This window comes from Mesorhizobium sp. M8A.F.Ca.ET.208.01.1.1, assembly GCF_004791315.1.
In the GTDB taxonomy this organism is placed as follows: domain Bacteria; phylum Pseudomonadota; class Alphaproteobacteria; order Rhizobiales; family Rhizobiaceae; genus Mesorhizobium.
The window spans coordinates 1,310,769-1,329,957 of record NZ_SRUT01000001.1 but is presented as its reverse complement, the minus strand read 5'-3'; the positions used below and the strand labels follow the sequence as shown (position 1 = coordinate 1,329,957).

The window sequence follows — 19,189 nt, the reverse complement described above, 5'->3', positions numbered from 1 at the left end:
GTTGCAAAAATGGCCTTCGGCCTGCGCCCAAAGGTCGCGTCGAGTCCGTGACGCGCTTTGGATCTCGGCGTGACGCAAGCGTTGCCCCGGACCGGATCCGCCCTCGGCCCCGGGGCATGCCTCTGGGTGCCATGTATTGGCGTCTCAGTAGCCGCAGTCGTTGCGCAGCCAGCGCGCATTCGCCCAGCCGGTCCCGCCGCGGCCGCGCCCGCCGCAGCCTGACCCAGCGCAACATTTTGCAGCCAGAATTGAAGCAGGCCGTTGGCGAACCGTCCGCGATCACAAGCGCGAGCACGCCGGTACCGGGAGAATGGCCGATCAGCCCGCCGCCTTCATCCAATGTTCCATCGTCGTCACCGAGCGGGCGAGCTGCGGCGCCGGATGGATCTTTTCGCTGAAGGTGGCGGCCGCACGCCATCCCCACCGCGGATCCGCTAGGAAGGCGCGTGCCAGAGCCACCATATCGGCGCGGCCTTCGGCTATAACAGCCTCGGCCTGTTTCGGGTCATCGATCAGCCCGACCGCACGCGTCGGAATGCCGGCGCCCTTGCGCACGGCTTCCGCCAGATGCACCTGATAGCCCGGCCCGGTGGGCAATTTCTGCAACGGCGAATTGCCGCCGCTCGAGCAGCAGAGATAGGCGATGCCTTCGGCCTTCAGCGCTTTCGCCACTTCGATCGCGTCCTCGACGTCAAAGCCGCCATCGACCCAGTCCTTCACCGACAGCCGTGCGCCGAGCATCAGCTTTGGCACCGCTTTCTTCACCGCCCTGGCGATCTCGACGACAAGACGCATCCGGTTTTCCAGCGAGCCGCCCCAGCGATCAGTGCGCTGGTTGGACAGCGGCGACAGGAACTGGAAGATCAGATAGCCATGCGCCGCATGCAGTTCGATGAAGTCGAAGCCGGCACGTTCGGCCCGCCTGGCGGCTTCCGCGAACCGCTCGATGAGCTGCAGGATTTCCTCGTCCTCCAGCGCGTGCGGCACATTCCAGCCGTTGTCGTAGGCGATGGCCGAGGCCGAGACGGTCTGCCAGGGATCCTCGTTTGGCTGCAATGGGCCGCCACCTTCCCAAGGCTTGCGGTTCGAGGCCTTGCGGCCGGCATGCGCCAGCTGCGTGCCGAACTTCGTGCCGGGTGCGGCCACGCGCCGGGCCGCGTCCAACGCGCGGCGCGCGGCTGCTTCATTGTCTTCGCAATAGAGACCGAGGCAGCCATGGCTGATGCGTCCGCGCCGCTCGACATCGGTCATCTCCACCGTGACCATGCCGGCGCCGGACATGGCCAGGTTCATCCAGTGGTAGAGATGCCAGTCGCTGGCCGAGCCGTCCTCGGCGGAATACTGGCACATCGGCGCTACGGCGATGCGATTGGGGAAGGTGAGCCCATCGAGCGTGATTGGCTGGAAAAGCGAGGTCGTCATGAAAAAACTCCGGGAAGGGGAATGCGCTATCTAGGCAATGGCATCGTTCCATACCACACACGAGACGGTGAAGCGCGCTGGACCAATCGCTAGCCCGATTGCGCCTGTACCGGTTCGCGGCTACGCCTGCGTCCGCCAGCAAGCATTGAGGTGTCAGATGGAAGACCGCATTCGTATCCGCTCGGAAGAGGTTCTCTCCGACGACTGGGCGGTCCTGAAGAAGACCGTGCTCGACTATCGCCGGCGTGACGGGCAATGGGAGACGCAGGTCCGCCAGACCTATGATCGCGGCGACGGCGCGGTGATTCTGCCCTACGACCCCCAGCGCTCGACCGTGCTTCTGGTGCGCCAGTTCCGTTACCCTGCCTATGTCACCGGCCACCGCGAGCCGCTGATCGAGGCCTGTGCCGGGCTGCTGGACGAAAACGATCCGGAGACGGCCATTCGCAAGGAAGCCGAGGAAGAACTGGGTTACCGGTTGAACAAGATCGAGCGGCTGTTTTCGCCCTATATGAGCCCGGGCAGCGTCACCGAGCGGCTCTGGTTCTTCGTCGCCCGCTATTCGCCTGCCGACCGCATTTCGGCCGGCGGCGGCGCTCCGGAGGAGGGCGAGGACATCGAGGTCCTGGAAATGCCGCTCGACGAAGCGCTGGCCGGCATCGCCGACGGCCGCATTGTCGATGCCAAGACCATCATCCTGATCCAGCATCTGAAACTGAACCCGATCTCGGCTTGATCAGAGACCGGGGGATACCAATTCAGCCTGCGTGATCCAACAATCGGGTGGTGGCCGCCTCACGATGATGTTCGGAATTGACGCGATCGATGCCTTCCACGGTGATGGCGAACGTGCCGTTTTCCGTTCTGGCTATCCAGCCCTTCGCTTTTAGATACCAGAGGTGAAACTCGAGGTGCTCACGCGGACAGCCTGACATTCGTTCGAGCTCATCGTCGCCAATGCCAGGATTATTGACGTCCTGTCGGCGTTTTACATAAAGCAGTGAGAGCACTTTGGCTTGAAAGACGGAATCTCGATCGAGGTTCTTCGTGTTGCTCGCCTCGTCGGTCAGTCCGGCCCGCAGGTCCAAATGGGCCTTGTACTGAATATCGTATTGCGCGCGCTTGACCGGATCCTTGAGGGTGTTGTGGGCCTCGAGAATATCGCTGAAGCGCGATTCATCACCGGTGACCTGGTTGTCGGGATGGTAGCGCATGGCAAAATGACGAAAAATGCGTTCTATCGTTTCCGAATTGGCATTCGGACTGATTTCCAGCATTTCGTAGAAGTCGACGAACATACCAGGCCTTCCCTTACCGCGTCTTTTCGGCTCTCCCGCCACAGTTTCGGGGCAAGCCCGTCGATCATTATAGAGCCGAATATTTCACGATTTGCTAATGTAAAGAACGTACAAAGGACAAGAACGGAACTTAAGCAAAAACGTAAGACCTTTGCGGCCGCACCGCAGACTTTAGTCTGATAGCGTTTTGCTCGTTAGAGGCAGCTTACCATGACCGACAAACCTTCTGAACCGCCAATTGAGCGTCGAAGCCACTTGAGAGAAGTGGTTTTGAAGGATGCGTTCATAGTCACGCAGGATGGCGAAATAGGCTGCGCCGTCAGAAATCAGCATGAGCACGGCGCCGAGTTGCGTGTCGCCGCGGGGGTTGAAGTGCCAGATACCTTCCGGCTGCGCGTGCCGTTGGACGATGCGACCTATCGAGCGGAAGTGCGGTGGAGAAAAGGCGAGCGACTTGGCATCCAAATCCACGGCAATTTCTCGCTGAAGGTTAGATGATAGGGGAGCCGGCCTGATATTCAGGGGCGCGCCTGCCAAGGGAGCGCAGTTCGATATTCAATGTGGTGCGGACGACGGGAATCGAACCCGTACGATCAGAGATCGAGGGATTTTAAGTCCCTTGCGTCTACCAATTCCGCCACGTCCGCCTGCTGCGATTACAAGCACTTAAGCGAGGTCCGGTCCAGCCACTTACTTTCACTTGGCACCGGATTGGCACCGACGGCCAGTTTACTGTTCCGCGCCTGTTCTCATCGCAGCTTCTATCGCCGCTGCCGCGCCTTCGTCTGATCTCTTGAACAAGTGCGCGTAGACCGACAGCGTGACGACGGGTGACGCATGCCCCAGACGGCGGCTAATTGCAACCACGTCGAGCCCGCCAGCGATGAGGGCGGAGGCGTGGGTGTGTCTCAAGTCATGGAAACGCACCTTGGGAAGCTCGATGGTAGCTGGCGCGCCTTCCGCGGCTGGCTTCCTCAAGCGGTCGATAGTATCGCGCCAGGCTCCCGAAACGCGAGACGGCGCTATTGCTTCGCCATCCGGGGTGCAGAAGACCAGCGCATCCTTGCCGAGCTTCCCGCCAGGATCGCGCGTTCGGGCTTTTCAGGCTGCGCGAAAAAGAACCAGTGGTACCAGTCGCGGGCGAATGTCCAATCGGCGCGTTCCAGATGCTCCAGCACCGGCAGTCCGTCTACCGTGATCAGCTTCCGCACCCTGTCGGGATGATCCATCGCCATCCTGAATGCGACCAGACTGCCACGGTCATGCCCGGCAACGACGAAGGTCTGGTACCCTAACCGTTCCATCATCTCCACCAAGGCCTTCGCCTTCGCTCGTTTGGACGAGTATCGGCTCGCCGGGTCATCCTTCGGTTGGTAAGAGCGCCCGAAGCCCGGAAGGTCAGGGCACAGGACGTTGAAATCGGCCACCAGCAGATTCGCGACTTGGCCCCACGTCATATGAGAGCGAGGATGGCCGTGGAGGAGCAGCAGCGGCGGACCAGATCCGCCATGCCTCACCCGTATCGGCCCACTCTTCGTTCCGATCGTTTCGAGCACGAAGTTCTCGAACATCCGCATATCCTTGGAAGGCAGCCGGGTTTCCAGTTAGGGAACTCGCCGCGTCCAAAATGGTTCAGACCGCTCGCGCAGTGGAACTCCCTGTAGTGCGGCAGATGCCATCCGAACGCGCCGACCCAGTGCTTGGCTGGCGGCGCAACAATCCTTCATCCTCGAAGGCGCCCCAGCGCACCTATGATCCGAGAGTTGCTGCCGGGGTTAGTGGCCATTCGGCGAACAATGGATGCGTACCCATCCGCTGCCTCCTCTTGCGGCTTCCACCGCCCGCTTGCCGCCAGGCAGAGCCTTTACAACTGCGGCACGGGCATCGCGGCAAAGGCCGGCGATCGCCATTGATGAGGCGCTATCGAGCGTGAAGAGATGCTTCGCCATAGGTTCACTGCCTCACCCGTTCGATCAGAGGCATACTAGTGCGGCTTGTCTGCACAGACGCTACAGCTGCGAGCGCAGTCTGCTCGACAACCAATCCGTCACCTTTTCAGTCCACGGCCGCGCTTGCCACTCTTCAAGACTGATCTGCCTCGACCGCCCAAGGTCCTGGTTGAACAGATCGATCTGAGTCTGTGCGAAATCCTTGCCGTAAATGTTCAGATTGGCCTCGTCGTTGAGACGCAGTGACCGCTCGTCCAGGTTGGCCGAGCCGAAGCTGGCCCACACATCATCCACGATTAACAGCTTGGGGTGATACATTGTCGGTTGAAACTCGTGGATGCGCACCCCGGCTTTGAGCAACTCGCCCCAGAAATAGCGCGAGCCTTTTCGCACGATAGGGACATCCGTCAGCGAGTTGGGCACGATGACGTCGACCGCGACCCCTCTTTTCCTGGCGTCCAAGATTTGCAGGATCGCAATGTCGTCCGGAACGAAATAGGCCATTCCGATCCGCAGGTGATCCTTGGCGGCAGCCATGGCGGCCAACATCATCAACTCCATGTCTTCCGAACCATTCGGCTGGGAAGCCAGGATCAATTGAGCGCTGAGTGATCCTGCGGGTTCAGAAGGCGGGTAGAATTTTTCTCCCTGCAAAGTTTCGCCTGCCGCCTCGAGCCAGTTCTCGGCGAACGCCGCCTGGAAGGCGGATACGGCGGGTCCTTCTACCTGATAGTGGGTGTCTCGCCACTCGTTCGGGTTGCGTGCGTCTCCCAGCCAGTTGTCGGCGATCCCGACGCCTCCGGTAAATGCGATCTTCCCGTCGACTATGAGCAGCTTGCGGTGGGTTCGATTGTTCACCCGATCCATCGTATACCAATGGACGGGTCGATAACGCTGAAACCGCACTCCGGCGCTGGTCATGACGTGGATCAAGTCTTCGTCGAAGGGCAGGCTGCCGACCCAGTCGACAAGCACGCGAACCTCGACGCCATCTCGCGCCTTCGCAGCCAAGGCCATGGCGAAGTCGTAGCCCACTGTTCCCGACCAGTAGATGTAGGTTTCCATATCGATGCTGGAATGAGCAGCATGGATCGCTCGCAGCATCGCGGGAAAGATCTCGTCGCCATTGACCAGGGTCTGTACGGCGTTTGCATCGAACATCTGTCCGTTTGAATAGCTGCTCATGCTCCTTGCGAATGCGGGATCCTCGGCATCGAAAACGTGTGGGACGATGGTGCGCAGCGCCCGTGGATTCGGCATCAGGTTAATCGCCGCCAGCGTGACCAGACCCGCGGTGATGGCAACCGCAAGATATTTGAGTTTATCGAGCCAGCGACCAAGCTTTGTCCGGGCGGCGACCGCCTTTCTGATAGCAGATCGCGTTCCAAAGATGCTCGGCCGCACGTCTCTCGCCATGTTCAAACGGTGAATTCGCCCGACAAGAACTCTCGATTGGGATGAGGGTTCCCGGATGGAATGGGCCGGGTTGGCTCCGGTCCGCGTGGTATCGCTCGGCGATTGAAGTGGAACGCCGAGACCCTCCCGGAGTTGTAGCAAATCACCCTGTTCCGAAGGACAACTGATGACCCACGATCAAGAGCAAGATAGCGACCTGACCCCGGTCCAGGCCACGGACCGGATTTGGGAGCTCGCCAGAGATATCGACATCTGCATGTTTGTGACGTGGGACGGGGAATACAATCGCGCCCGTCCTCTCTCGGCGCGCGTCAGGAGGGAAGAGGGCGCCATCTATTTCCTCGTCAATGACGACAGCGCCAAGAACAAGCAGTTGGCGAAATATCCCAAGGTAACGTTGGCCTGGAGCGACAGCAGCCACTACAAATACGTTACGATCTCGGGGTCGGCCGCAGTGACAAACGACAGAGGCAAAATCGCGGAGCTCTGGGAAAAGACCGACAAGGCTTGGTGGGAAAGCGCCAGCGATCCTGAAATTAGGCTTATCAAGGTCACGCCGGACGAAGGCGAATTGTGGGACAGCCCAGGGCTTGTCATGGCCACCGCGAAAATGGTTTTCGCCGCAGTTTCCGGGGCCAAGCCCGATGTCGGCGACAATGCCAAGGTGCAACTCTGAAAGTTCCGGTGAGGCTTGTTGCGGAAGTCGGAAGCGGCCTTGCCTCTGATGAGTCGTCGACTTTGTAGCGCGACGTTCGAGATCGATGACAATGGCAAACAATCAAGTGAGGAGCGCCATTACCAAGATCGGTACGGTGACGTCGCGACCGTACGCCTTTCTGGTGTTTTTTGCGTACACCGGACTTTGGCTGGTTTTCGAACGCAGCAGTCTCGACTGGCATGGTGTGGCGACGCTGGCGACCTGGGCGATGACGCTGTTCATACAGCGCGCCGAGCATCGGGACACTCAAGCCTTGCATGCTAAGCTCGACGAGCTGCTGCGCGCCTCTGCGAAGGCGGACAGCACGACAGCCAAGATCGACGACAAGGAACCCGAAGAGATCGAAGCCGAGCGAAAGCGGCGACAGAATGACCGCTGACATTGATCGGTGCGGAACGTTCAGCCCATCGATGCGGCGATGCCGAAAATCGCCGCTGCTACAACTACGACCGCGGCGATGACAAGTAACGGCCAATTCCGGCGCGGGCGCGGCGCGCTTTCCACCGGTCGCATTGCATTGGCAAAGGTAGCCTGGTTGTTGAAATCCGGCTCGCGCAAGGGAGCCGCAGCAGCGATACCCGGTGTGTCGGCGGCTTCCGCATCTGTTTCTAAGGGCGCTGCCGCGGGGTCGAAGCCGGGCGTCTTGTCATGCGTTTTGCCTGCCTGGACATCGCCTCGATCTTCGGATGGCGTTCTTCTGGTCGGGAACATGATGATACCTCCTGCCGCCGAACTTCTCCCCGGCATCATGGTTCCAATAGCCCCTTGTGAGCCAGCCACCTCAGCTTAAGGCGGAAGGCTACGTGCCGAGAAAGAGGGCGCCGACGAGGAACAAACCGGCAGCCTGGTGGTTGGATTGCAGCGTGCCTGGCACGCCCAATGGAGCAGGAGAGAGAGATGGCAGAAAGAAAAGGCTTGGAAGACCTGTTTTACGACGGCCTGAAGGACATTTACTACGCTGAGCGCAAGATACTCGCCGCCCTCAAAAAGATGGCAAAGGGCGCGGAGTCCGCCGAACTGACCGCCGCTTTCGAGAAGCATCGGGATGAAACCGAGGCCCAGGTTGAACGCCTGCAGCAGGTCTTCGACATTTTCGGCAAGCGAGCCCAAGGCAAGGTCTGCCCCGCGATCGACGGCATTCTTGAGGAAGGGCAGGAGATCCTGGAGGAGTTCGAGAATGCGCCGGCCCTCGATGCCGGGCTCACAGCCGCAGCGCAGGCCGTCGAACACTACGAGATCGCCCGCTATGGGACCTTGGTGACCTGGGCGGGCCTGCTTGGCCTGAAGGATGCGGTTCCGCTTTTGGAGCAGACGCTCAAGGAAGAGAAGGCGACGGATGAAGCGCTGACGAAGCTCGGTGATGCGGGCGTCAATCAAAGGGCCCTGCAAGAAGCGGCCTGATTGGCTCGATCGAGGAACGCTACATGACTATCCATGAAGACGCGCGACCCGAGCGGGGCGCACGTGAGGAGGCAATGCCGTCGGGCCAGGGCCCGAGCCAACGGCAGCTGCTGTTCGAGCCCAACATTTCCATCAACGGCCTGATCAACGAGGGCACGGTGCCTTTCTTCCTTGGGCGCCTACAAGACGTGCGCGATAGTGGCCAGGACATGCTGATGGAACTGAACACCAATGGCGGCGATGCCGACGCGGCGCGACGCATAGCTCATGAGGTCCGGCTCTTTCGTCGCCACAGCGGCCGCAATGCTTATTGCGTCGGCAAGACGAATGTCTACTCGGCTGGCGTGACTGTGTTTGCCGCTTTCCCGAAGCCGTGCCGCTTCCTTACCGAGGACGCGGTTCTGCTTGTGCATGAACGGCGCATGGAGACGAACATAACCCTTAACGGCCCGATGAAGTCTTGCATCCAGATCATTCGCGAGCAGCTGGCTTTGCTCGAGACAGCGGAGCAATTGGAGAAGGAGGGCTTCACGGAACTCGTCGCCGGAAGCACGCTCAGCCCCGATGAGCTTTATCGGCGGGCGACCAAAAACTGTTACATCCACGCCAGGGAGGCTCTCGAGTTGGGGATCGTGGCCGGCGTGCTACGCTAGCGGGCCTTGGTAACGGCCGACACGCAGAATGCTGCCGCTTCGACGGTGGAACCTCCGTTCGCATAGGAAGTTTCGATAGGCCAATTCAAGGAGTCCCGTGATGCCCTCAGACAAGGTCCCAGCCGCTCCGGTCCCCGGGTCTCGCTCGGCGGTAAGGCAGAGCCGCCATCCCACGCCGTCTCCGGCAACGGAGAAAGTCTCCGGCGCTGGGCCGGCCATTTCAGAGCATTCGAAAGACGCCAAGGCGCCGAAATCGGGTCGTCAGCCCGGCGCCTACGTCAAGGATCGGACATGAACGCGGCGAACCTCCAACTCGAAGGCCTAATGATGGCGGTCGCGGCAATCAACAACGCGCTCGTGCATCGCGGCATGTTGTCGGTCGATGACATCGATGTGGCTTTGCGCAAGGCCGAAGCCCTCCGTGACCAGCGATGAGCGCGTTTACGAAGATATGTCACCCGCCAACCGGGACGCGATCGAAGCCGGAGTCCCGTCATTCGGCGAGTTGGCCCGGCAGGTAGGCAAGACCAAGACGCTTTACAACGACCAGATGTAGCAGGAGGATCGCATGCAAATCGTGGCTACCACTGTCGACCATGCCGGCACTCCGGTGGTGGAGTTCCAGGGCGAGGGAGGCGAACAGATCGCAGTGACCCTGGACGCCCCGACGACCCTGTCCGACGGCGAGTTGATTGCGAGGGCCAAGGTCATGCTGCTCCATGCGGCCCAATTCGAGGACGGCGCCCCAAACGGACCCTCCGAGCCCAACAACCGGGAGGCGTCCCTGTACACCCTCGAATACCAGGAAAAGGGCCGGATCCGCGCGGTAACCGGCTTGTCGTTTCCAAGCGTTCAGGCAGCTGCTGAGGAATGCAAACGCTCCGCCGAGGACCTGTGGCAAGACGCACTGTCACGGGGCGAAGCGCCGCTCGGATGGGCCGTGCGTGCGCGCGACGAACATGGCACGGTGGTGGCGACGGTCGACTTCGCTGACCTGCAGCGGGAGGCTGCCGCCGTCGATCCACGAAAAACCAGCAAGTCCGGCCCTGATGAGCCTTCAGCTGATCGCTGACGGCCTGCACAGATCCGGCCGTGCGCGGATACGGCGGAAAAGTCCCAATGCGACTGCCCTCTTGGCCTACACTTGCTGTGGCGGTTCTGGCGGCCACGGGGCTCGCTTCGGCCACTTTGTGGTATCTGACCGAAGTTCAGGCGCCGTATTCGCCTGATGATCCGTTGTTTTCTGAGGCCGGCGATGCAGCGCGCGGCCAGCTTGTCTTCGCTGCGGGTGGCTGCGCTTCCTGTCATACAACTCCCGGGCAACCCGATGATTTGAAACTCGGAGGCGGCTTGGCGCTCGCCTCGCCCTTTGGCACATTTCGGCCGCCCAATATCTCCCCCGATCCAGTGGACGGCATTGGGGCGTGGACGGTCGCGGATCTTGCGAACGCGTTGATCGGCGGCGTCTCGCCTTCGCGGGAGCGTTATTATCCGGTATTTCCCTATACGAGTTTTACCGGGATGAAGGTGGGGGATGTAAAAGATCTGTACGCCTATTTACGGACCCTCCCCAAAGTGGCCGGGCGCGCGCCGCCGCACCGCCCGAAGCTTCTTTTCCGCATCCGCCGGTCCGTCGGGCTATGGAAGCTGATGTTTTTTCGCCAAGGACAGAACGCCAGCCACCTCACTGGAGATCCCGTGCATGACCGGGGTGCCTACCTGGTTGAAACGGTCTCTCATTGCGCCGAATGTCATTCCGCGCGCAACGTTTTCGGTGCGATCAAACCGGATACGCGGTTTGCGGGCGGTGTCGACCCGCAAGGCACCGGCTTCGTTCCCAACATCACCCAGGCAAGACTGCGCGAATGGACCGAGGATGACATCGCCACCATGCTCGAAACCGGCGAGACGCCCAATCACGGCCGGGTTGGATCGTCCATGGCCGACGTCGTGAAGAACACCGCCATGTTGCCCGACAGCGACCGTCGGGCGATCGCACGCTACATCAAAGCCCTGTCGGCCGTAGCCACGCCGCATCCGTAAGGCCCACCGTCGCGGGTCGATCTGCTTTCCGGTCTACGACTACCAGGATCCGCCAGGCCGGCGCGCCGGGTAGGTGTCATTGAGCGTAAAGATACGCGGCCAGGTCGCGGGCTTCTCGCTCCGAGATTCCTGTTACGGGCATTGCCGTTCGGGGAGAGAAGGTTTTCGGCGAGACGATCCAGGCGACGAGATTGTCGGGACGGTTTTCCAGCACGCCGGCAATGTATACGCGCTTCGATAGTTCTGTCAGCGGCGCGCCGGTCTGGCCGTCGGCACCTTCTATGCCGGGGATGGTGTGGCAACCCGAGCAACCGTAGCGACGGAAAATCTCTGGAGCATGGTCGGCATTGCCGCCGGTCATCATCCTGGCGGTGGCCGCCTTGGTGTTGTTGTCGCGCACGACATTCGTCGCGACAAGCGCGGCCGACGCAGCAAGAACGGTCACGGCGATGAAGCCGACCGGGCCGGAGATAAAGGCAGGATGGTCAGGCATTTTGCATCCCCCTGTCGCCTGAGCCACGGATCCAGAGCGCCAGCATGACCATTGCCACACCCGCATAGATGGTGCCGGCCGGCACCCACATGATCATGCCCGCCAGTTGCTGGTCTTCCAGGGGTGTCAGTCCCCACGCCATGGCCGTCTGCGTCTGCGCGACGTAGAGCACGCGCGGCGCCAACGCCATCAACGCCCCGAGCACGCTGGTGTGGATCATGGTCACGAACAGATGCCATGCGGCGACCCCATGGTCGCTTCTCCAGACCATCGCCCACCAGAACAGTATCGCCGTGGCGAGGAAGCTGAGATGCTGGAGCCGGTGCAGGGTCGCATCTGTCACGGCCGTGTCGAACAGGATCGGCACATGCCACGCCCAGATGGCCACGCCGTGAAGGATCGTCGCATTCGCCGCGCTCGTGCACCAATCCCATGGCCGTCGCAGCAGGGGCGAGCGCATTGCCGCAGCAGCCATGTGGCGCGCGCGCCTGGGCAATCCCCATAGCAGGATTCCGGCCGGCCGCGCGAAGACGATCAGCGGAGCCGAGACGGCCATGACGACCTCATGCTCGATCATGTGGAAGGTGAAAAGATGTTCCCCCAGCCAGTGCAGTGGGGACATCAGCGAGCCGGCGAGCGTCAGCAAGCCGCCGGCATAAAGCAGCGCACTGATCAGCGTGGCGCCGGGCCGTCTGGTTCGCCACGCCAGCCTTGTCACGCCCAGTCCAAACAGTATAGCGAGGACCGCGAGCGGCGTGACGATCCATGGATCGAACGTCCAGGACCCTCCAGCACCATGCGTCTCGTCGCCATGCGCCATGGCCGGAGTGGCGACCATGAACAGGATTGACGTGCGGATCAGCGTTGGCATGGGTCCAGCACCATTGCGGCCGTCCCCTGCAGGGCCAGCGCGAACAAAAAGGCGAGCGCGATAAGGAAGCCGGTATCGACGACGAATCGCCCAGTTTTTCCCAGTCCCTGCAATCCAACTCGCGACACGACGATGCCTGCGATCGCGAAGACGATCAGAAGGCCGCAGAAGATCGCGGTCCAAGAGACATTCTGCCGGCAATCCAAATAGGGCGTGACCTGCCCAAGCTGGGTGCTGAGCCCCCAGGCCGCGAGGGGAAGCAGAAGTCCGATGTGTCTTAGCCAGGTTTTGGTCAAAGCCGTGGGACCCAATAAAGGCAGGCATACATCGGCAACCACGTCGCGACCACGAAGTTCCAGTACATCGCATTGTCGTTGACGTCACCGAAGCGGCGCGGATTGTCGGCGTGTCGTGAAAACATCAGGCAGGTCAGCACCAGGGTCTCGACCACATCGGTCAGTATATGCGTGGTGTGGAGGCCGAGCATGACCCACACGATCGAGCCATAGGCGTTCTGGTCCCACTTGATGTGCATCGCGGGGAATTCGAAGGCGCGTAGGATCAGCGGCACAATGCCGACCAGCGACATGACGATCAGCCCGATGCGGACCTTGCGCAAATCCTGTTGGCGCGCCCAGCGATTGACGAGGATGTTGGGCAGGACGCTCAGCACCAGGAACACCGTAAGAATCGTCCCCGCCAAAAGGTCAGGCGGTGCGGTATCCAGAGGCCACAGCGGCGCCAGGCTCATCAGATAGAGATAGACAGCAATGGCCAGGGCAAAGCCGGTGCCTTCGATCAGCATGAAGGCTAGGGTTCCCCACCAACTCTGGCTGGCGGAGCCGAGGCCATGCGGTGGGAGATCGGCGAGATCGATGACGATTTTTTCCTTCATGCTTCGTCCTCCGGCACGCCTTTCGGCCAGAACCAGCCGATGAGCGTGATCCCCAGCGGTATCGAGCCCCAGACGACGGCCCACGGGCTGAATATCGACCAGATCAGCATCAGCGTGGTGGCAAGTGCCGCCCATAGGGGCCAGATGGAGTCTCCGGGCGACGCCTCACGCGCTTCCGGCGATGCGTGAACGACGCTGCTGGTCAGCAGTTCCCGGCGGTCGACCCGCAGTCCGCTGGCGACCGGCACAGCTTCGATGTCATCGGACAAGGGATCGTGGCGATCCACTACCGGCAGCCGCGCGAAATTGTAGGAGGGCGGTGGCGACGAGGTGGCCCATTCCAGCGTCCTGGCGCCCCAAGGATTGGCTGGCGCCAAGGATCCTGATCTGGCGCTGCGTATGGCGTCGACGAAAAACAGCAGGAAACCCAATGAGAGGATGGCGGCGCTGAGGCTGATGAACAGGTTCAAACCGGACCAGGGCATCTCCGGCTGGTAGGTGTAGATGCGGCGCGGCATGCCTTGCAGGCCAAGAATGTGCATGGGGAAAAAAGTCAGGTTGAACCCCGTGAAGATCAGGCCGAATATCCAGCGGCCAAGCGTCTCGCTCATCATTCGCCCGGTGAACTTCGGAAACCAGTAATAGACCGCGCCCAGCAACGGAAACACCGCGCCGCCGACCAGCACATAGTGGAAATGGGCGACGACGAAATAGGTGTCGTGAACCTGCGTGTCGAAGGGAACGGAGGCCACCATCACCCCGGTCAGGCCGCCGATGACGAATATAACCATGAAGCCGATGACGAACAGGAACGGCGTCTTGAACACGGGCCGGCCGGCCCACATCGTTGCCAGCCAGCAGAAGATCTGCAGCCCCGCCGGAACGGCGATGGCCATGCTTGAAGCGGTGAAGAAACTCTCCCCGAGGCGCGGCAGCCCAGCGACGAACATGTGATGAACCCATAGCCCGAACGCCAGGACGCCGGTGGCGATCAGGGCCATGACCATGCCCAGGTAACCGAACACGGGCCGCCGCGTGAATGTCGCCACGATGGTCGAAACCATCCCCACCGCCGGCAGGAAGATGATGTAGACTTCCGGGTGGCCGAAGAACCAGAATAGGTGCTGCCACAACAGCACGTCGCCACCTTCGGCGGGGTTGAAGAAATGCGTACCTACCAGGCGATCCAGGATAAGGGAGGAGCTGGCGACCATGATCGCTGGCATCGCCATGATGACGAGAAACGACGTGACCAGCATCGACCAGACAAACAGCGGAATCCTGTCGAGTGACATGCCCGGGGCGCGTTGCTTGAAGACGGTGACGACGATTTCGACGGCCACGGCGAGGGCCGATACCTCGGTGAAGGTGATCATCTGCGCCCAGATATCGGCCCGCTTTCCGGCGCCGTACTCCGGGCCGGCGAGGGGTACATAGGCGAACCACCCGACATCGGGACCGGTGTCGACAGCGAAAGCGATCCAGAGCAGTAGCCCGCCAGCGAGATACACCCAGTAGGAGAACGCGTTGAGCCTGGGGAAGGCGATGTTGCGCGTTCCCACCATCAACGGCACGAGATAGATCGCCATTGCCTGCATGACGGGCACGGCAAAGAGGAACATCATGTTCGTGCCGTGCATCGTGAAGATCTGATTGTAGCGATCCGGGCCGATGAAGCGGGCTTCGGGTTGCGCGAGTTGCAGCCGTATCAACAGCGACAGCACCCCACCCAGGGCCAGGAAGACGAAGGCCGTGGTGACGTAGCGCCGGCCGATGATCTTGTGATCGACCGTGGACAGCGCGCCCCACAGCCCGGACGGCGTCGACCAGATCGCCGTGAGGCGACGGTGGAGTTCGGACGCTTCCATTGAACTGTCACGGAGCCCGTCGCCATCCTGCGTCATTTAAGGCTCTCCATATAGGCGGAGATATTTCGCAGCTCGATGCTGGTCAGCGGAACCATCGGCATGTTGTTTCCGGGTTTGAGCGTCTGCGGATCGGCTATCCAGGCCGCCAGCGAGCCGCGGGTGGTTTCCAGCAGCCCGGCGGCGATCGTCCGCCGGCCGCCAACATGCGTGAGGTCAGGTCCGGTCGTGCCGCCGGCAGGCGTGCCGCGGACCGTGTGGCAGGCAGCACAGGGTTTTGCCATGAACGACGCCTGCCCGGCGGCTATGTCGGGATCGGCCGACCCGGCAGCGTCCAGGCGTTGGGTTGCGGCCCAGCCTTCAAAGGCGGCCTGCGTTTCGGCGATCACCAGGATGGCCATGTGGCTGTGCTGGAGGCCGCAGAACTCCGCACATTGCCCGCGATAGACGCCCGGCTTTTCAGCCCTGAGCAGCAAGCTGTTGGACCGCCCGGGGACAAGGTCCTGCTTGCCCGCGAGGCTCGGCACCCAGAAGGAGTGAATCACGTCGGGGCTTTCGAGCCGGAGCCGCACATCCCTGCCGACGGGTATGTGGATTTCATTGGCGGTCTGAAAGCCAGGGCCTGCCGGGGAATCGGCATAAAAGACCTGCCACCACCATTGCTGTCCCCGTACGGTGATGGTCAGGGCGGTGCTGTCGGGAAGACCGATGTTGCGCGTGGTGTAGAAGCTGGCGATGGTCATCCCGGCGATGATGACGACGGTCGCGGCGATCGCCGCCGATACCGCCACGGTCAGCGGCTTTTCGGATCCGGTCTCTTGGCTCACAACGCTGCGGCGTACACGCACGAGCGCCAAGCCAAGCATGATCATGACAAGGATCCAGATGACCGTGCATACCGCGACGATGCCGACGATGAGGTGCTCGACATGGATCGCCGGGCCGCCCTTGGCGCCGAGCGCCGACTGATAGCCGCCGCAGCCCGACGCGAGGACAAGGACGGATAGCGGGAGGGCGCGGTGCGTCTTCAAGGTGTCGGCCCCTGGTCCGGGTGAACGCCCGCCGGCCCTTCGTCGAAGAGTATTTTCGCCGGACCGCGATTCTCGGCCGGGCGGGTCTGCTTGTCGTCGTTGCGGCTCGGCGCGGCCACCTTCGGCTTGTAGGACCCGATCGTCTGCACATACCCGGCAAGCTGCCATATCTGTTCCGAGGTCATCCGGTCGCGAAAGGCTGGCATGCCATGCGGGCGGCCGTCCCGAATGGAGGCGACGATCGAGACCATTTCGGGGCCGTAAAGCCACCAGCCATCGAGGAAGGAGGGACCGACGCCGCCACGGCCGTCGCCATGGCACGAGCCGCAACCGAACCACGCATAAAGCCGCTTGCCCTGGCTGAGGTTCCAGGCGTCAGATTCATAAGGTTTGCCGATTGCGAAGTAACTCTCAGGTGGCGATCCGCTGATGCCGTTGGGCATCAGTTTGAAGCGGTCGAGATCGGCCGCGACGGGCGGGTCGAGGCGAAGCTCTCTCGGCTCCCCGAACCACCCCAGAATGGCGCCAGAGGCGGCAAAGAACAGAAGGCCCGCCAGCGCGAACGCTGCCTTCGAAAAGCTGGAAACCTTCTCTGCCAAGCGGCCCTCCGCCCGAGAGCAATTCCAGGAACGACTAAGCGGTTCGGCCAGGAATTGCGTTAAACAAAGAGATAGAGCGGTCCTGGTGGAAGGATACCGCTCTGAAATTCAACCATCCGGAGCGGTGGGCGATCGGCTGAGACGGACCGGCAAGAGTTTGTAGGAAGGCGTCTTCGACTTGGGGTCGTGATGAGCCAGCGGGAACAGCGGGTTCGTCTCTGGATAATAGGCCGCGCAGCAACCTTTCGGGATGTCATAGGCGACGACCTTCAGTTCGGTCACCGTGCGAGCTGTCGCCGCGTCGATTGCTGTCGTCAGGTCGACGTTCTCGCCCTCGGCGAGCCCCAGACGCGCAATGTCCTTTCGGTTCAGGAACACGACCCGGCGCGTGCCGCTGATGCCGCGGAAACGGTCGCTGTAACCGTAGATCGTGGTGTTGAACTGGTCGTTGGAGCGAAGCGTCGCGAGATGGAGGACATCGGCGCTCCGCTCAGTCCCCAGCTCCGGAAAAAGTCTTTCCGGCGTGATGAAATTCGCCTTGCCGCTTTGTGTCACCCATTTGCGCTCGCGCGCCGGCAACGGCCTGGCGAAGCCGCCAGGTTTGAAAAGCCGCTTGTTGAAGTCCTTGAAGGTTTCGGGGTAGGTGCGCTCGATGGCGTCCCGTATTTCGGCATAGTTGCCGACCCAGGCGTCCCATGGAACCTTGGTGTCACCGAGCGTGGCCTTGGCGATGCCGGCGACGATGGCCGGTTCCGAAAGGAGTTCCGTGCTCGCGGGTTGAGCCTGGCCGCGCGACCCATGGAAATGGGCGATGGAGCTTTCCATGGAGACCGCTTGAGGGCCTGTCGCCTGTTCGTCCACTTCGATACGCCCCAGACAGGGGAGCAGGTAGGCGATCTCGCCATGCACGACATGGCTACGGTTGAGCTTCGTCGCGATCTGAACGCTCAGGCGCAGTTTGCGCCATCCCTCTTCCATTGCGTCGGTATCTGGGACCGCTTTCAGGAAATTGCCGCCGAGGCTGATGAAAGCACGGGATTGGCCATTCATGATGGCTTCGCATGTCTCCACCGTCGAGTGGCCGGTCCAGCGCGGCGGTTGGAAGCCATACAGCTCGGCGAGCTTGTCCAATGGGACGAGACCCGGCTTTTCCGTAATCCCGACGGTGCGCTGGCCCTGCACGTTGGAATGTCCACGCACGGCGCAGATATTAGCCCCGGGCTTGCCGATATTGCCGCGCAGCAAGGCGAGATTGCACACCATATGGACGTTCTGGACGCCCATCAGATGTTGCGTCAGCCCCATGCCATAGACGGACAGCACTGCATCGGCGTTGGCATAGGTCGCAGCGGCCTGCATCATCTGGTCGCGGCTGAGGCCGGAAACGCGCTCCAGCTCCTCCCAGCGATGACCACGGCACGCTTGGGCGAATTCTTCAAACCCGGTCGTGTGCTGGTTGATGAAATCGTGGTCGAGCACGTGTTTCTTGTCGGCTGCGCGCATTGAGGCCGCGAACGCGACCATTGCCGCATTGCCGGGATCTTTCGGCGTGCCATCCTCTCCCGCAACGATGCTTGTGCCGGAGGCCTTCAGAATGTCGTCGGCTTCGATCAGCGCCTTGCAGACTCCGAACAGTGCCGCGATGTCGCCGCCATTGTTGACCTGGTAATATTCCGATGAAATCTTCGTCTCTTTTCCGGTCAGCATCTGGACGGGCGACTGCGGATTGACGAAGCGCTCCAGTCCGCGCTCGTGAAGCAGGTTGAAGGTGACGATCTTGACGCCGCGCCGGACCGCGTCCTGGAGATCGTGGAGCAGGCGAGGCGACGACGTTCCGACATTCTGGGCGATGTAGAAGATGCAGTCGGCGTTTTCGAAGTCCGACAGGATAGCCGTGCCGACAGAGGCGCCGATGCTTTCGGGAAGAGCCACCGACGAGCTTTCGTGGCACATGTTCGAACTGTCGGGCAGATTGTTGCTGCCATACATGCGAGCGAACAGCTGATACATGTAGCTGGTCTCGAGCGAGGCGCGCCCTGAGGTGTAGAGGTCGACCTGCCGCGGATCGAGCGCACGCAGTTCCCGTCCGATCTCGGCGAATGCTTCGCTCCACGCCACCGGTAGGTACCTGTCCGTGGCTGCATCCCAGCGCATGGGATGGGTCAACCGCCCCTGTTCCTCCAGATCATGGTCCGCCCAGCGTTCCAGTTCGCCCAGAGTGTGCTTCTCGAAAAAATCTGGGCCGGCGCGCCGCGACGTGACTTCCCAAGCCGTCGCCTTCGCGCCGTTCTCACAGAACTCGAGCGGGTGCGTCTTGGCCGGCTTCGCCCAGGCACAGCTGACGCACATATAGCCTTCCGGCTTGTTCTGCACCGCCAGCAGCTTCGGCCCTTTGAGAGGCACGTGTTCCTGGACCGTGATTGCTGTGACAGATTTTGCGGAGCCCCAGCCGCCGGCCGGTCCGCCATACGGTTTGCGTGGCGAGCGACGCGATTCCGAAGTCATTTTCGTCTCTTTCCCTGCCCAAGCGACTGA

The 19,189-nt window shown here is 61.5% G+C and carries 21 protein-coding genes, 1 tRNA gene and 2 pseudogenes; 9 read left to right on the top strand and 15 right to left on the bottom strand.

Going from position 1 to position 19,189, the window contains the following annotated elements; genetic code table 11:
- Positions 1-318: 318 nt before the first annotated feature.
- The gene (locus EN851_RS06730) at positions 319-1,422 is read right to left on the bottom strand and encodes an NADH:flavin oxidoreductase/NADH oxidase (protein ID WP_135928804.1); all 1,104 of its coding nucleotides are present in this window, start codon (positions 1,420-1,422) and stop codon (positions 319-321) included.
- 157 nt (positions 1,423-1,579) lie between these two features.
- Here EN851_RS06730 and EN851_RS06725 point away from each other — a divergent pair, with 157 nt between their 5' ends.
- Positions 1,580-2,158, top strand: a complete 579-nt coding sequence (locus tag EN851_RS06725) for an NUDIX domain-containing protein (protein ID WP_127280344.1) — start codon at positions 1,580-1,582, stop codon at positions 2,156-2,158.
- A gap of 22 nt (positions 2,159-2,180) precedes the next feature.
- On the opposite strand, the gene EN851_RS06720 is transcribed toward EN851_RS06725, so the two are convergent.
- Positions 2,181-2,720: a J domain-containing protein gene (locus EN851_RS06720; protein ID WP_127280345.1), complete on the bottom strand. Its 540-nt coding sequence runs from the start codon at positions 2,718-2,720 to the stop codon at positions 2,181-2,183.
- Positions 2,721-2,930: 210 nt separating this feature from the next.
- On the opposite strand from EN851_RS06720, the gene EN851_RS06715 reads away from it, so the two are divergent.
- Positions 2,931-3,218: a PilZ domain-containing protein gene (locus tag EN851_RS06715; protein ID WP_135928803.1), complete on the top strand. Its 288-nt coding sequence runs from the start codon at positions 2,931-2,933 to the stop codon at positions 3,216-3,218.
- Positions 3,219-3,281: 63 nt separating this feature from the next.
- Here the strand turns inward: EN851_RS06715 and EN851_RS06710 are convergent.
- The 4 genes and pseudogenes from EN851_RS06710 to EN851_RS06695 form a co-directional block, all read right to left on the bottom strand.
- Positions 3,282-3,367, bottom strand: a tRNA-Leu gene (locus tag EN851_RS06710).
- 82 nt (positions 3,368-3,449) lie between these two features.
- Positions 3,450-3,746, bottom strand: coding sequence for a tyrosine-type recombinase/integrase (locus EN851_RS06705; protein WP_245464497.1), 297 nt, complete (start codon positions 3,744-3,746; stop codon positions 3,450-3,452).
- A gap of 2 nt (positions 3,747-3,748) precedes the next feature.
- Positions 3,749-4,291, bottom strand: a pseudogene (locus EN851_RS06700) (alpha/beta fold hydrolase); the annotation flags it as partial.
- A 438-nt stretch (positions 4,292-4,729) separates the two neighbouring features.
- Positions 4,730-6,073, bottom strand: coding sequence for a phospholipase D-like domain-containing protein (locus EN851_RS06695; RefSeq protein ID WP_245512033.1), 1,344 nt, complete (start codon positions 6,071-6,073; stop codon positions 4,730-4,732).
- Between the two features lie 178 nt (positions 6,074-6,251).
- Here EN851_RS06695 and EN851_RS06690 point away from each other — a divergent pair, with 178 nt between their 5' ends.
- Entirely contained in the window at positions 6,252-6,761 is a 510-nt protein-coding gene (locus EN851_RS06690) for a pyridoxamine 5'-phosphate oxidase family protein (protein ID WP_127280084.1), read from the top strand.
- A gap of 85 nt (positions 6,762-6,846) precedes the next feature.
- Positions 6,847-7,182 carry a low affinity iron permease family protein gene (locus EN851_RS06685; RefSeq protein WP_348630714.1) on the top strand — a complete coding sequence of 112 codons (336 nt, stop codon included), beginning with the start codon at positions 6,847-6,849 and terminating at the stop codon, positions 7,180-7,182.
- Positions 7,183-7,202: 20 nt separating this feature from the next.
- Here the strand turns inward: EN851_RS06685 and EN851_RS06680 are convergent, their stop codons facing one another.
- Positions 7,203-7,514: a hypothetical protein gene (locus EN851_RS06680; RefSeq protein ID WP_127280082.1), complete on the bottom strand. Its 312-nt coding sequence runs from the start codon at positions 7,512-7,514 to the stop codon at positions 7,203-7,205.
- Positions 7,515-7,700: 186 nt separating this feature from the next.
- On the opposite strand from EN851_RS06680, the gene EN851_RS06675 reads away from it, so the two are divergent.
- The 5 genes and pseudogenes from EN851_RS06675 to EN851_RS06650 all read left to right on the top strand — a co-directional run bounded on the left by EN851_RS06675 (position 7,701) and on the right by EN851_RS06650 (position 10,900).
- The gene (locus EN851_RS06675; protein ID WP_167531225.1) at positions 7,701-8,204 is read left to right on the top strand and encodes a ferritin-like domain-containing protein; all 504 of its coding nucleotides are present in this window, start codon (positions 7,701-7,703) and stop codon (positions 8,202-8,204) included.
- A 23-nt stretch (positions 8,205-8,227) separates the two neighbouring features.
- Positions 8,228-8,857: an ATP-dependent Clp protease proteolytic subunit gene (locus EN851_RS06670; RefSeq protein WP_127869451.1), complete on the top strand. Its 630-nt coding sequence runs from the start codon at positions 8,228-8,230 to the stop codon at positions 8,855-8,857.
- Positions 8,858-9,148: 291 nt separating this feature from the next.
- Positions 9,149-9,413: pseudogene (locus EN851_RS06660) on the top strand (hypothetical protein).
- A gap of 12 nt (positions 9,414-9,425) precedes the next feature.
- Positions 9,426-9,929: a hypothetical protein gene (locus EN851_RS06655; RefSeq protein WP_135928802.1), complete on the top strand. Its 504-nt coding sequence runs from the start codon at positions 9,426-9,428 to the stop codon at positions 9,927-9,929.
- A 47-nt stretch (positions 9,930-9,976) separates the two neighbouring features.
- Positions 9,977-10,900: a cytochrome c gene (locus EN851_RS06650; protein ID WP_135928801.1), complete on the top strand. Its 924-nt coding sequence runs from the start codon at positions 9,977-9,979 to the stop codon at positions 10,898-10,900.
- A 76-nt stretch (positions 10,901-10,976) separates the two neighbouring features.
- Here the strand turns inward: EN851_RS06650 and EN851_RS06645 are convergent, their stop codons facing one another.
- The 8 genes from EN851_RS06645 to EN851_RS06610 form a co-directional block, all read right to left on the bottom strand.
- Positions 10,977-11,393, bottom strand: coding sequence for a c-type cytochrome (locus EN851_RS06645; RefSeq protein ID WP_127279974.1), 417 nt, complete (start codon positions 11,391-11,393; stop codon positions 10,977-10,979).
- Complete coding sequence (locus tag EN851_RS06640) at positions 11,386-12,264, bottom strand: cytochrome c oxidase assembly protein (protein WP_135915519.1); 879 nt, start codon at positions 12,262-12,264, stop codon at positions 11,386-11,388. Before EN851_RS06640 ends, EN851_RS06645 begins: the two co-directional genes overlap by 8 nt.
- On the bottom strand, positions 12,252-12,560 hold the full coding sequence (locus EN851_RS06635; RefSeq protein ID WP_127279972.1) for a hypothetical protein: 309 nt from the start codon (positions 12,558-12,560) through the stop codon (positions 12,252-12,254). Before EN851_RS06635 ends, EN851_RS06640 begins: the two co-directional genes overlap by 13 nt.
- A complete protein-coding gene (locus tag EN851_RS06630; protein ID WP_127869445.1) occupies positions 12,557-13,159 on the bottom strand; it encodes a cytochrome c oxidase subunit 3 in 603 nt (200 codons plus the stop codon). Before EN851_RS06630 ends, EN851_RS06635 begins: the two co-directional genes overlap by 4 nt.
- Positions 13,156-15,027 (bottom strand): cytochrome c oxidase subunit I, encoded by a 1,872-nt coding sequence (ctaD, locus tag EN851_RS06625; protein ID WP_189521814.1) that lies wholly within the window; start codon positions 15,025-15,027, stop codon positions 13,156-13,158. The genes EN851_RS06630 and ctaD overlap by 4 nt, the downstream gene beginning before the upstream one ends.
- 32 nt (positions 15,028-15,059) lie before the next feature.
- Positions 15,060-16,055 carry a cytochrome c oxidase subunit II gene (coxB, locus tag EN851_RS06620; protein ID WP_135928800.1) on the bottom strand — a complete coding sequence of 332 codons (996 nt, stop codon included), beginning with the start codon at positions 16,053-16,055 and terminating at the stop codon, positions 15,060-15,062.
- Entirely contained in the window at positions 16,052-16,612 is a 561-nt protein-coding gene (locus EN851_RS06615) for a cytochrome c (RefSeq protein ID WP_127869720.1), read from the bottom strand. The genes coxB and EN851_RS06615 overlap by 4 nt, the downstream gene beginning before the upstream one ends.
- A gap of 150 nt (positions 16,613-16,762) precedes the next feature.
- Positions 16,763-19,159, bottom strand: coding sequence for an FdhF/YdeP family oxidoreductase (locus tag EN851_RS06610; protein WP_135918667.1), 2,397 nt, complete (start codon positions 19,157-19,159; stop codon positions 16,763-16,765).
- Positions 19,160-19,189: the final 30 nt, after the last annotated feature.